Below are 13,481 nucleotides of genomic sequence, written 5' to 3' on the forward strand. Positions count from 1 at the left end.
TCCTTATCTATTAAAGTCCCTACATTTTTTTAGCTGTGAAGTAGTTACCGTTCTCGTTCCAAAACTCTAAATCACCTTTTCCGTTTACAACGAAATACTCATTGAAGCCTTTTTCACCTTCAATTTGAAGTTTTACGCCTTTATCAATTTGGGTAAGTTTGTACTCTTCATCTGAACTCTTCGTATCATACGTTGTCTGCATATAAGCTTTGCCATCTTTTATATAGGCAACCATTCTATAATCTATTCCGTTAGCTACCATCCAACTTCCTAGTATCACGCCTTCTGGAAAAGGTATATTTTTTAATCGTTCATAATCCGCAGCATTCTTTCCCATAATGTGCACTTTAAGATCTGGATCGTAGTCCGTTTTCGCCCAGAAAGCTTGGTCTGTGCCTTCGCCTGCAATACGGTAGCCTATAAAGGTTCGCTCAACTTTTTTATTTGAAAGAGCATATATCTCTTCTGCTATTGTCTTAAGAGTATTCTCATCTGTTCGTGAGGATAACTGCACCTCTACAGTACGCTTGATATTGCCTTTGACCTCATCTTCTGTAATCTTATATGACGGCACGTTAGTAGCAGCGTTATTTGATCCACTAGCATCAGTAACTGTACTTTCTGATGCAACCGCATCAGGAGTATCTACAGCACTATCAGAACAGGCTGTAAGTATTAAGAGAGCTGTCACAGCAGCTACAATCGTTAATTTTTCAAACATGCTTTACCCCGAAAATCACAACAACAGCATTGTAATGCAAAAATGCAACAAAGGTAATTAAAGATACATTACAATAATATAAAGAAATATGCTTATGTATTCTATTTATCTTCATAGTCTTTTCTAGCAATCGCAGCTAACATATCAAGTAGCATTGAATTAATGGCTTATAAGATCCTGCTCATAAACTTTGTGCTATTCTCACTTTGCAAAGCAATATAAGAGGCGGGCAGCTCTTTTGAGACTATAGCCAACTTCTTTTCTGATAGCATTCTTTTGAGAGTATCCCAATCAGCTTGGTTTATAGTGGTTCCTTTATATCGATCTACTTTAAGTGGTCTACTAATAGGTTTAGAGAGTGAAGTAGCTGGTTCCGCTGGGATATACCTCAGGGAACCAGTAATACGTCCAGTACCAACTCAATATTAAGTACTTATCGAGTTATTCCCATATTTACTTATATCTGCGCCTGCGGATTATTTTTAGCATAACGCCATGACATCAATGCAGTAATAACGAGCACTATTGCAATAAAGCCTAAAGACGCTGCAATTGGAACATGATAGACCTCAAGTAGAAGCATTTTTATACCAATAAAGGTCATGATTACACCTAGCCCATATGGTAAGTAGTGCATTGTGGCTGCTGCGCCTGCTAATAGGAAGAACATAGCACGCAGACCTAGAATAGCGAATAAGTTGGCGCTTAATACAATGAATGGGTCGGTGGTAATAGCAAAAATAGCCGGAATAGAATCAACCGCAAAAATAACATCAGAGATTTCAACTAAAATCAACACTACCAACATGGGTGTCGCCCACAATAGACCGTTTTCACGCACTAAAAACTTTTCGCCTCGCATCGTGGGCGTAATGCGCATATGGCGACGTAGCCATTTTAATAGCTTCATTTCTTCAAGGTCGACAGGTTCGTCATGGCCACCTTTTAAAAACTTATAGCCGGTATAAACCAAAAACGCACCAAAGATATAAAGTATCCATGAAAACTCTTGAATTAGCCATGCGCCTGCAAGAATAAAAATAGTGCGTAAAACAATAGCGCCTATCACGCCATATAATAGGATACGACGCTGCAAAGCAGGTGGAACAGCAAACGCGCCAAAAATCATGAGCCAGACGAACACGTTATCAATCGCTAGTGATTTTTCGATTAAATAACCAGTCACAAACTCTAAGGTTTTTTGGTTAGCAACTGCCGTACCCAAATTTGTATTTAAATACCACCATAATCCGCCTGCAAATATTGCAGATACACTGACCCAAGCGATACTCCATAGTGCAGCCAACTTGATAGATACAGGTTGGTGCTCATTTTGTACTGCGTTTACGTCGGAATTCTCTGGGAGATCTTTGTGTTTAAAGCCTAAAAAGTCGATCAATAACATGACTGCGACTATTACAAAAAAAATGGCATATAGCCAAGGTGTGCCGATGGTTTCCACAATATTCCTCAAGTATAGACAACAGGGATCACTATTCTATTTAGTTCCAATTGGTATGTCCTCATACTAGCGACAGAGCCCTAAAAAGAAACTTTAATGTACACATTTTACTTATTTTTACCTACATTAATTATGAACCCTGCCGTCAAATCCTTACAAACAAACTTGAGTTATGTTGATCAGGCGGCTTAATAATGTCCGTTGTTTCCATAACAGCGCTTATGGCAAATAAAAATAATGATCCAAAAGCTCACTGCGTATACACAACGAAGTACACTAAAACTATCTCAGGGACTAAAATCGTTGCTATCATTCGCCTACAGCCTAATGTTCAAGTCCTCACTAGGGGACCGCCTATTTTTCCTGTAAGAGTGATTATTGTAAATATGTCGTATATTCTGTTATTAAGCTGGATAAATGAAAAATTAGTCATTATCAGTTTGTTCATTAGTTTGTATAAGGCTTTCTAATCTGGCAATACCACACCAAAAGAGGTTGGTGGCTTCTCAAACAGACTTAGGAATCGCAATAAGTCTATCTTACTGCCATCAATAGTTAACTCATCGGATAACAGTATTTTTTTGATACCCGCTTCACCAATTAGCATATCAATAAATAAAGGATGAGGCAGGCTTAGTGTGGCGTTAACCTCTTGTTTTAATGGTATCTTATTATCTAACAACCTATGATGAAGAACAGCGTTTTCAACCCACAGTAGATAGCTTTCATCTAAATCGGTAAAGTTGATCTTAATGCGCCAGTCTTTATCGGCTGCGTCCTCAGCTTTTAGTCGGACAGACATGGTATCGAAAAAGTTTGATACTGGCGTTTGCAAAAACACATCTTTTAAAGAGGCCATATCAATGCCTGCATTCGGTGTGCCTTGGCGTAATTCTAATGCTGCTGTCAAATAAACATCGCGCCATGGACCGGATTCAGCTTGATACCCTAACTGATCATAGGTGCTGGCTAGCAATTTTCGCGCAGCAGTGTTACTAGGTTCAGCAAATACCAAATGATTTAGTAGCTCAGCACTCCAGCGATAATCGCCTTTATCAAACGCCGTTTGCGACTGTGACAGCATCTTCTCACTACCAACCATGGCAACATAAGCAGTTGCACGTTGCGCATCAGGTAAGGGATCTAAATGGGCGGGATTGGCATCATACCAACCTAAATAGTTCTGATAAACAGCTCGGGCATTGTGCTTAACCGTGCCGTAGTATTCACGATTGGAGAATACTTTAGATAAACTGGGCGGCAACTTGATGTCTTCTGCAATTTCGCCCGGCGTCATGCCTTTATTCATCCGACGTACACTTTGGTCATGAATAAACTTATAAGTATCACGCTGTTGAGTTAAAAAGGTCTGAATTCTCTCTTGACCCCACATAGGCCAATGATGACTAGCAAAATAAATATCGGCATCAGCAAATAAGTTACGTGCCTCTTCAATATAGCTACTCCATTTCAGCGCATCACGAACTTTTGCGCCACGTAAGGTATAGAGGTTATGCATATTACGTGAGACCAACTCTGCACCACCAAAAGCCTTGTACTTTGGTAAATAAAAGGTCAGTTCTGCTGGAGCTTCAGACTCTGGGGTATATTGAAATTCGAAATCTATACCATCTATCTTTAAGTCAGTTGGGGTAGCGCTGACTAACTGCGTCGGCTTAGCAATACTGAATTGGCCAAAGGCTGGACCCTTACCTAAACCCGTATCAACATGACCGAATTCATCACGTGCTAAATCCTTACCGTACATATAAACGGCACGACGGCTCATCGCCGTACCCGCAAGAATATTTTCACTGGTTGCTTCTTCCATGAAGCCACCAGGAGCAATGATTGGAATATTTTTCTTGGCAATCTCTTCCTGACTGACAATGCCTAAAACCCCACCAAAGTGGTCAATGTGACTGTGAGTAAAGATAATAGCACTGATGTTGGTGGTATTCGGATAACGCTTAGCCAAATGCTTCATAGCAAAATCAAAAGCGTAACGGGCGGTTTCTTTTGAGGTCATCGCATCAACGACAATCCAGCCACTATCGGCTTTAATTAGCGTCATGTTAGATAAATCAAAACCACGTAGCTGATAGATGCCAGGTGTAACTTCAAACAGGCCTTGAATGTTATTAAGCTTAGCCTGACGCCACAGGCTAGGATTGACAGTGTCGGGAGCCTCACCTTGAATAAAATCATAGGCGACCATGTCCCAAACATTTTTGGTGGGATCCGTTGCAGAAGGTATCTGTAGATATTTTACACTGGCAATCAGGCCGCGACGCGCATCTTCAAAGTCCTGTTGGTCGGCCAAGTTCAGCTCACTAGCAACCTGACGGTTGAATTCTATCGTGCTGGCAGTTGCCGCACGTTCACCATCACTAACCGCTATTTTTGTCGTTGGTGCATTATTGTTGCAGGCCACCAGTAATAAACTGCTGCATAATAGTAGGAGACGGCTTGAGCTCAATATACTAGTGTGAGCTGTGCTTGAGAAGGTATTACTTACCATTATAAATTCCTTTTTTTGATAAATGACACAGAGGTACATTGACCTCATTAAACTCATCAGTTGATACATGACCAATAGCACTATTCAGTTATCTTTGTTAGATTGACGTTTAGTGGCACAATAAATCAGCCCGACCAAAAATTTTTCAGAGAACCAATATGAAAGACAATCAATTCAGTGTTCATAAAAGTATGGTTCTCTCTAACAGAAAAGCATTGGCTTTATATTTATTTAAAATCAACCGTTTTCACGATATACCTGAAATTATGTTACAAGCCCTTGATTTAGATAAATTCGATGGCGACAGAGTCCCTCTTGAGGTCGTAACCAAAGAGATCAATTTGGCTGCACATACTTTGCAGGAGGATTATTTGGGCTTAAAGGTCATGGATCTGGTCGATATAAAGTCTTTACCTTTATACCAAGGTATAAAACTGTGCATTAATCCTTTATTAAACGCTGATATACAGATTCCATTTATTGTACTTTGCCGTTTGGTTGCTCGATATTTTAAGGTAATTACTGAGTCCATACAGGTATGCTTAATTGAGGAGAGAAACCTCTTACGCTTAGATTTTAAGCCAAGTATGCCAGAGCAGTTTAGTCATCATCAGATTGACGGCGTGATGCTTGCTGTGCATAAAATATTAGCTAGCTTTAGCCCAGTAAAGCCTACAAAATTAACGCTATTCTATCGTCGATCCTCGCATGATATAGAGCTTTATAAAAAACTATTAGGAGTATCTGCCGAACTATTTGGCGCAACGAATAGTTTATATTACACTCTAAAAACCAATTCCCCATCTAACGCCATATTGGTTACCCAGTCTGGAAAAATATTAGAAAACACTTTTTTTATTGGTCCGTTGCACAACATGTTAGATAAAGAGTTTCCTAACTTAAGTTATACAGAACGTTGCCAACATATATTAACCACTATTATGGGATTGAACGAACCTACTCGTGAACAAGTTGCACAAGTATTGAATATGAGCGTCAGTAGCCTGCAGAGGCGTTTACGAGAAGAAGATATGTCGTTTCAACAGATACTATTAGCTACTCGCAAAACAATGGCTGATAAATACTTGCTAGAGCAGCATCTATCAGTCACCGAGGTTGCTTTTTTATTAGGCTATCAATCTAGTAGTCAATTTTTTAAAGCATTTAAGCAGTGGTATGCAATGACCCCGATGGCTTATCAAAAACTCCATCGGAGTGATTCCTAAATCAATAAGCTAAGTCAATTACTGAGGCAATGAGGCATAAGCATCACAACCTAATGCTTCGAACTCTGCTTTGGTAAAATACTGGATAGCTGGCATGAACTCTCCTAACACTTCTGCTTCGTCTCCAGTCACAGAGGTATTTTGAATAGCATTCTCAAAATCAGCAGCGGGCAGCATATGTCTCATCAGTAATAGACCGTCCGTTTTATGATCTTGTCTACCAGGAATAATAGAGAAGCCATCGCCTTTTTCAGACCAAGGTAAAAAGCCTACGCCGCATTCATCAGTGGCGTTAACAGGGCGATCAGAAGGTAAGCTAGTAACCATCGTATAGTAACCATCAGGATTTATATCGACTTGTTCATCGTATAAACAAGCCGTTACTTTTTGAGAGTAATACTCATTTTGGCACATAGACCAATAGCGTAGCTGAGACTCGCTTTCATCGAATATCTCATTACCATTTAATGTTGAGGTTATTTTTGGAATTTTACCGCGTATGACGACAACAGGTTTAATGTCTCTATCTATATAAGTGCCAACGTATTGATTGTCCAAATTAGCGAACCAACCAACTTGTCTTGGTGGATTGCCATCACACTGTCCCAAAAATCCACATCTGAGACTAAACTGAACGCTATAAAGTGCACGCCAGATAGGGTTCTCTTTCGCAGGATTATTTTGGCGAAGCTGAGCGTAAGTTTGTTCGGGAATTACGGGATTCCTCATTGGCTCTTGATCAGATTTAAGGGTGTCGCACACCGCTTGACCTTTTAACACTTCACCATTGCTTAAAGTAAGTTCTGGAGTGGGTAAGCCTACGCCACCAGTAGCATCGTTTCCTTTATCTGGCACGTAAACGCGATACAATAATAGTGATTCACCATTTTCGTGAGTGTAGTCGTATAGAGTATTATCTAGCGGTATTATCGGTGCTTCGCCAGCAGCCAGTTCAATTTGATAACTGCGCTTATCGCCATTACGCTGAGCGCCTTGAATGAACGGATTGGTTGATCCGATATTCGACTTTATTTGCTGGTCTCTCAAGGCGAATGCAGGAGTATCGTCTTGTCGATAACTGTTGAAAGACATATAACGGGCGAAAGGAAATTCGCCACTGAGTTTTAAACTTGATCCTTCAGGCAGACTGTATTTCGCGTGCCAATATGTTGCACCTGAGTCAAGATAGGCGAAGCTAGTATCTGGGTTGTCGATACTATATGGTCCACCCCAGAAACAACCTTTAACATCCTCTTCAGGTAAATTAGGATCTGGAATAATAGTGGTAATAGTTCCATTATCGTCATCATTACAAGCGGTCAATAATCCCATACTAATGATTATTGCAGTGGTTAAAGTAAGCTTTGTTAGATTAAGCATAAATACTCCTGTTTATCATTATTACGTCCCTGTTCAGCCTTTTACTGGCTAACATAATAAATTTAACATGAGGGGTATTTATCCAGTAGATGTATTCGGGTCAACTATTGTGTTCACTGTGTCAATTCGGGTCATACTACTTATTAATATATAGAAAACTAATTTAGAAGTTCAAAATTTAGATAGTTAATAAACCGCCTCGGGATTGTCGGAGACTCAACATTCTGAGAGAATACGACAACAAAAAGACAAACCTACACTCCTGAGATTAAAGAACGTGCAGTTCGCATGCTGATTGAAGCGTCGAGCGACTATCCCTACACATGGTCAGCCATTCAAGCCATAGCGTCAAAGATTGGCTGTATGCCTGAGACCCTGCGCTTATGGCATAAAAAGCATATCGAGCAAACTATTCCTGCCTCGGTACAAGCTCAAAGCCAAGATCAATGCATAAAGTAGCTTGAACACGAATGCAGAGAGCTCAAGCAAGCCAATGAGATTGTACGTAAGGCTGCTGGGATTGAAGCCCAGGCGGAGCTCAACCGTCTACTCAAGTAATGGTTCAGTTATGTATGTGAGGTTTTAGGGCAGGGCACAGTTTGGGCACCACATGGGCACCGCCATGAAAATGGGATTTCTGTTTGAGTAGTTAGACTTAACTATATTCAAAAAGATATTTCGAGAATTTCTCTACAAACCCTGAAAATTCGACAAAAAAAAGCCTCACTGTTAAGAGGCTTTTTTAAATTTACATCATACAACTTCATAACTTAAAGAATAACAAAAGAACCCGTTAAAGCCTTTAATCTATTGATATTGAGCATTTATAGATATATCATGTACTACAACGTACAACATTATTCTATAATATAAAACATTTTAAATGGCTACCAAAGTGGCTACCAGAATAGCTATCAAAAAGGGTTAAGGCAATGGCAAAGCAAGAGATAAAACTAGACTCACAAATACCAAAGGTCATAAGAGAAGCTACTCAAGCTGGCAAGACAACTATTTATCCTATTGCTGGCTATAAGGGCTTAGAGCTAAGAGTTAGACCGCATAAAGATAGCCCAGACGCTACAGCCGATTTTAGACATCGCTATACCCACCCAATTACTGGCAAACGCCCTTATATGACGCTAGGACAATACCCAGCGTTAAGCCTTGCCGATGCCCGTCAATATCACAGCGAAAATATGCAACTACTAGCCAAAGATATAGACCCTTTAGAGAATAAAGAAACACAGAAACGGCAAGAAATAACTGATCGTCAAAACATACTTAATAATTTTATTGATGAGTGGCAGGCATTACAGGATAGTAAGAACCTGAGCGCAAAAACGATATATAACAATCAGCTACTGATTAAGCCCATCAAACAAAAACTAGGGCATATGAAAGTAACAGATATAACGCCAAGTATCGTTATAAGGTTTATTCAAGATATACAAAAAACGCATCTCAACAAGGGGCTAAGGGCTAAGATCATACTTAAAAGTATTTTACAGATAGCTAAGGCCCATATGATTATTGAGTACAACCCAGCAAGCGACCTACAAGGAACGCTTAAAAGCCCCAAAACACAACACCGCCCATCATTAACAGACCCTAAAGAGTTTGCCGAACTGCTAAGAGATATTGACCAGCTAGACGATGCAAGCCAGCTTTATAATAAAAGAATATTACAATTATTATCGCTTACGTTTGTTCGCATTGGTGATGCTTGCACTATGAAATGGAGTGATGTTAACTGGCTTAAAAAACAATGGGAGTTTAAACCGCAAAAGTCTGGCAATAGGGGCGATATGGTGGCCAGTATCGTTATACCACTAGCACCGCAAGCCATTACTATATTAGAGAAAATGAAACCGCTTACAGGTGATAGCGAGTATGTATTTCATAACCCTAGACGCAAAAAAGAGCCCTATCACCATACACAAGAAGTGAATAAAGTATTAAACAGTGACTTAATGAACAAAGGGCAAGGTTATAAAGACATTCACAGCCCACACGGTTTTAGAAGTAGCGCAAAAACCATGCTAATGGAGCGACTAGGCTATGATGAACTGATAACCGAACTGGCACTAGGTCACCGCATGCTTAACGCTTATGGCACTGCTTATAGCCGTATGGATTTACTACATCAAAAAGCTAATATGATGACAGCATGGGCGAACTACTTAGACGCGATCAAAGCTGGCAAGTTTGATAATGTTATTCATGCAGACTTTAAGAAAGCCGATAAACAGAAACACGGCTAAAGCTACACTGTCAAAACCCCATATTAGATAGTTTTTAACCAGTTCTGATAGCTTACGGGCTATCATGTCTAATGCAAGGCTAGGATTAATTAGCCGAATCGCTACCGTTTCATGCCTTAGGTAGCTTGCCTTGCACCTTTTTATCAAGGTATGAGTGACAAGTAAGGCATGGTTATGTGTGATGAAGAATATGAAGCGCGTCAGTATAAATTATTGAATACAGCATTTGAAATTAACTTATCAATGCCCTCTAATGACCTTATTGCAAACGCAATTTTGCATAACATAAACTGCAATGAAAACCAGTCCAAAAATAATTTATCTTTTATAGAGCATATAGAGTTATATATAGGTCGTTATGTACAACAATCCGAATTAGATTATAAAAAAGATAATGATTTTAGTGGTGACCCTGATTGTGGCTGTGACTATGACTGCGAGTGTAGTTTGAATATTTTTGCGATGTCTGCTTTCAAAAATATAGCGCGTAATTTTGTATTATACGCAAATGATAATGACTTAGTGAATGAGCTACTGGAGAGGTATGTAATAGAAGAAAAGATTAGGTTATTAGATTGCAATTTAACTGAAATACTAAGAATAATTTTATATAGATGCTTATCTTATTTAGCCTATGATCTTGGCTTTTATCATATATCTTGCAAACATCATGAAGTGGCAATCTTGATATATGGAGGTGCATTGACTAATGTTAGTTTTGATGAAGTAAGTTATATGGAAGCAGCAGCATCAGCTATAGGTAAAAAAGCAGCCGATAATCGCTGGTCAAAGCATAATCAAACTAGACCTGAAAAAAAGAAACAATACCTAGAAATTATGGATCAAAAGAACTTTACTACTTTTGCTGAAACAGCCGAATATATAAAGCAGAATATTGAAACAGATAAAACCCCATCTTACGACACTATCAAACGATGGTTAAGCGAAGCTAACAAAGGCGATTTTTCTTAACCTTTCACACTGTGGTATGCAGGCATACAACACGCTATGCAGGCATACCATGCGCTATACACGCATAAACATTCCTTACAACGCCTACCTACAATAATATCTCTTTAACGACATTAAGTCACAACCGTTAAGGAGTTAAGGCAATGCCTAACACTACCCACGCAGCACCCACCAACAAGCTAAACCTAGCTTACCTATTAGCGAACCCAAAAGAGCTATATCAGGTTAAGCAGATAGCCGATGTATTCCAAAAACACCCTGAAACCATTAGACGCTGGATCAAAACTGGCACGATAACAAAGCCGTTATCTATCAATGGCGTTTACTACTTCAAAGGTAGCGACATTGTGGAATATCTAAACGCTACTAATGAGGGGCTTAATCATGAATAAGACCGAACTTAAAGACATGGTGCAAAACCTTGACCACTGCAGATGGTTAACGACAAGAATAATGACCGCACAATTAGAGGAAAATATTAGTCCATGCGACTTTGAATACAATATGCAAATACTGGCTAGTGATATTGATGATGAGTGTATTCACCTACAAGCAATAATTGATAGCTTGCCTGATGACGATACCAAAGGGGGGCAATAATGACAGACGTTAAAGACAACAAAACCCACGGCAAGGTGGGTTTAACTGGAATCTTAGGGGATTATCCACCAGCAACAGTAGAAACGCTGGCAGGTGATGACTTGCTAACGAAGTTACACGACATTTTAGAACCTGAAAGCTTGTTATATATTAATACTAGAATTGCCCCAAATCAAGGCGATTATGTAGGCGAAAAGTTAGAAACTGAAAACAGCATAGGGCTAGTTTTACATAACAAAGACTATGAGCCAGTAAGCCTTATTTGTATTACACCTAACAGTAGTAGTAAGCCTATTATTACCGATACTAACCCATCATGCGCGTTCATCATTGGCAGGCTAGATAGTGATTATGAGATAGTAGCAGTTAATAACTTACATGACGGTATAGAGCTAGCCAGCTACTTTATAGGCGATAAAATCACGATAATAGTGAGCCCTAATGACTGGCTATTTGCTGACACTGTGAAGCATTTTGCACAAGATACCAAAGTAACTATATTCACAACCTTAGAGGAGAAAAACAAGTTAAGTAAGCAGCTGGCAGGTACGAACGTCAAATTAGTTATTCCTGTCTTGAGTATGCTGTCACACGTTGAGCAGAATATAAGTTATACAGAAGTATTGTCTTATGATGATACGCAATTAATAGACTTACAGGGCAACGACTGGGCAGACCCTAAGCCGATTAGTCATACCTTACCGCCAGTGACCAGCATAACACCTAACATGCTGCCCGAAACGCTCTATAGCTACGTTATCAACACAGCTAATCGTTTAAGCGTACCGCTTGAATTTGTAGCAGTACCGCTAGTAGTGGCGCTAGGTAGTGTTATTGGTACAAAGGTTAGTATATTCCCAAAGCGTCATGATGACTGGCAAGTGATACCGAACCTATGGGGTGCAGTTATTGGGCAACCATCGAGCAAGAAAAGTCCAGCAATGGACAATGCTATGAAACCTATTGATAATCTAATCAGTAAAGCAATGAAAGCCCACAAGTCAAATATGAAAGAACATGCCACACAAACGCTAATAAACACAGCCAAAGCAAAGGCAGAGAGCGATGCACTGAAAAGCCTTGCTAAACAACTAGCCAGCCAAGATGATGATACCGACTCAACCGAAAAAATAACAGAGGAGACTATTCATCAAAAAGCAGCTGCTATAGCTGAAAGTAAGCAGCAAGATGAAAATATACCCATACCGCGCCGCCACATGGTCAGTGATATTACGGTAGAGAAATTAGGAGAGATTGAGAATCAAAACAACAATGGTGTATTGCAATATCGTGATGAGCTATCAGGATTTTTAGCCAGTCTTGAAAAAGATAGCGAACAGCAAGCAAGATCGTTTTATTTGGAAGGCTTTAACGGTACTGGCAGCTATACGGTGGATAGGATTATGCGTGGATCACTATTCATTGAAAATCATTGCGTATCAGTTATGGGTGGCATACAACCCGATAAATTAGAGATGTACTTAGAAAAGACCATGCGCGGATTGGGTAATGATGGCTTAATACAACGCTTTCAAATGATGGTGTATCCTGACCCATTACCGAGAACTAAAGAAAAGGATATGGCCGTTGATAAAGAAAGTCGCGATGCTGTGTATAGTTTATTTATAGCCGCTGATGAATTGAATATAGGTACACTAAAAGGGTATGGCGCGAATGAAGCTAACAAGTTTTACAAACGTCCTCATTTTCGTTTTACTGATGATGCTTACAAAGTGTTCATGAGTTGGCTTGATGATCTCAACGACAAGGCAGATAATGCTGAACATGATGTCATAGCACAGCATCTTATGAAGTATGGCAGACTGATACCAGCATTAGCACTCATCTTTCATTTAGTGGATTGTATAGAGCATCGTAGCCTTTTGGGTGGCGTTAGTCTTAATGCACTACAAGCAGCCATTGCGTGGGGCGATATGCTAGAGACACACATGCTCAGAGTGTATAGCTGTATTACTGATAACTCACACCTCAAAGCATCTTTATTATCAAAGAAAATATTAGAAATGCTTAAAAAACCAAGTGACAAAACCGACAAAACCAACTGGGTTAGTCATGGCTTTACGGCTCGAAGTCTTAAGCGCAAGAACTGGAAAGGATTGACTGATGATGAGGCAGTGCAAACCGCGCTGGACGTATTGATAGAATATGACTGGCTTAACTATGAGGTAGTGAACAGCACAGGGCAAGGTGGCAGACCAACAGAACGCTACTGGATTAATCCGAAATTAAAGCAGTTTATTTAGTTTCGTCAGTTTTGGCAGTGCAACTATGGGGCGTTATTGAAAAATAACGTCCTTTTTATTTGGAAATAAAGCTC

General features: G+C 39.7%; 11 protein-coding genes. 7 read left to right on the forward strand and 4 right to left on the reverse strand.

Annotated elements, in window-relative coordinates:
- Nucleotides 1-19: 19 nt before the first annotated feature.
- From JMX89_RS04265 to JMX89_RS04275, 3 genes are all read right to left on the reverse strand, one after another.
- Complete coding sequence (locus tag JMX89_RS04265; RefSeq protein WP_181210253.1) at nucleotides 20-721, reverse strand: hypothetical protein; 702 nt, start codon at nucleotides 719-721, stop codon at nucleotides 20-22.
- Between the two features lie 457 nt (nucleotides 722-1,178).
- A complete protein-coding gene (locus tag JMX89_RS04270; protein WP_181210252.1) occupies nucleotides 1,179-2,183 on the reverse strand; it encodes a TerC family protein in 1,005 nt (334 codons plus the stop codon).
- A 466-nt stretch (nucleotides 2,184-2,649) separates the two neighbouring features.
- Nucleotides 2,650-4,704 carry an alkyl/aryl-sulfatase gene (locus JMX89_RS04275; RefSeq protein ID WP_181210251.1) on the reverse strand — a complete coding sequence of 685 codons (2,055 nt, stop codon included), beginning with the start codon at nucleotides 4,702-4,704 and terminating at the stop codon, nucleotides 2,650-2,652.
- 158 nt (nucleotides 4,705-4,862) lie between these two features.
- Here JMX89_RS04275 and JMX89_RS04280 point away from each other — a divergent pair, with 158 nt between their 5' ends.
- The gene (locus tag JMX89_RS04280; RefSeq protein ID WP_181210250.1) at nucleotides 4,863-5,930 is read left to right on the forward strand and encodes a helix-turn-helix transcriptional regulator; all 1,068 of its coding nucleotides are present in this window, start codon (nucleotides 4,863-4,865) and stop codon (nucleotides 5,928-5,930) included.
- A gap of 18 nt (nucleotides 5,931-5,948) precedes the next feature.
- Here the strand turns inward: JMX89_RS04280 and JMX89_RS04285 are convergent, their stop codons facing one another.
- Complete coding sequence (locus JMX89_RS04285; RefSeq protein WP_201531576.1) at nucleotides 5,949-7,310, reverse strand: hypothetical protein; 1,362 nt, start codon at nucleotides 7,308-7,310, stop codon at nucleotides 5,949-5,951.
- A 288-nt stretch (nucleotides 7,311-7,598) separates the two neighbouring features.
- On the opposite strand from JMX89_RS04285, the gene JMX89_RS12955 reads away from it, so the two are divergent.
- From JMX89_RS12955 to JMX89_RS04315, 6 genes are all read left to right on the forward strand, one after another.
- Entirely contained in the window at nucleotides 7,599-7,769 is a 171-nt protein-coding gene (locus JMX89_RS12955) for a hypothetical protein (protein WP_201531578.1), read from the forward strand.
- A gap of 473 nt (nucleotides 7,770-8,242) precedes the next feature.
- Complete coding sequence (locus tag JMX89_RS04295; RefSeq protein WP_201550937.1) at nucleotides 8,243-9,571, forward strand: tyrosine-type recombinase/integrase; 1,329 nt, start codon at nucleotides 8,243-8,245, stop codon at nucleotides 9,569-9,571.
- A 174-nt stretch (nucleotides 9,572-9,745) separates the two neighbouring features.
- Nucleotides 9,746-10,543 (forward strand): hypothetical protein, encoded by a 798-nt coding sequence (locus JMX89_RS04300; protein ID WP_201550939.1) that lies wholly within the window; start codon nucleotides 9,746-9,748, stop codon nucleotides 10,541-10,543.
- A gap of 143 nt (nucleotides 10,544-10,686) precedes the next feature.
- Nucleotides 10,687-10,935 (forward strand): helix-turn-helix domain-containing protein, encoded by a 249-nt coding sequence (locus tag JMX89_RS04305; RefSeq protein ID WP_201550941.1) that lies wholly within the window; start codon nucleotides 10,687-10,689, stop codon nucleotides 10,933-10,935.
- Complete coding sequence (locus JMX89_RS04310; protein WP_201550943.1) at nucleotides 10,928-11,143, forward strand: hypothetical protein; 216 nt, start codon at nucleotides 10,928-10,930, stop codon at nucleotides 11,141-11,143. The genes JMX89_RS04305 and JMX89_RS04310 overlap by 8 nt, the downstream gene beginning before the upstream one ends.
- Nucleotides 11,143-13,407: a YfjI family protein gene (locus JMX89_RS04315; protein ID WP_201550945.1), complete on the forward strand. Its 2,265-nt coding sequence runs from the start codon at nucleotides 11,143-11,145 to the stop codon at nucleotides 13,405-13,407. The genes JMX89_RS04310 and JMX89_RS04315 overlap by 1 nt, the downstream gene beginning before the upstream one ends.
- Nucleotides 13,408-13,481: the final 74 nt, after the last annotated feature.

This window comes from Psychrobacter sp. DD43, from assembly GCF_904846555.1.
Lineage (GTDB): Bacteria > Pseudomonadota > Gammaproteobacteria > Pseudomonadales > Moraxellaceae > Psychrobacter > Psychrobacter cryohalolentis.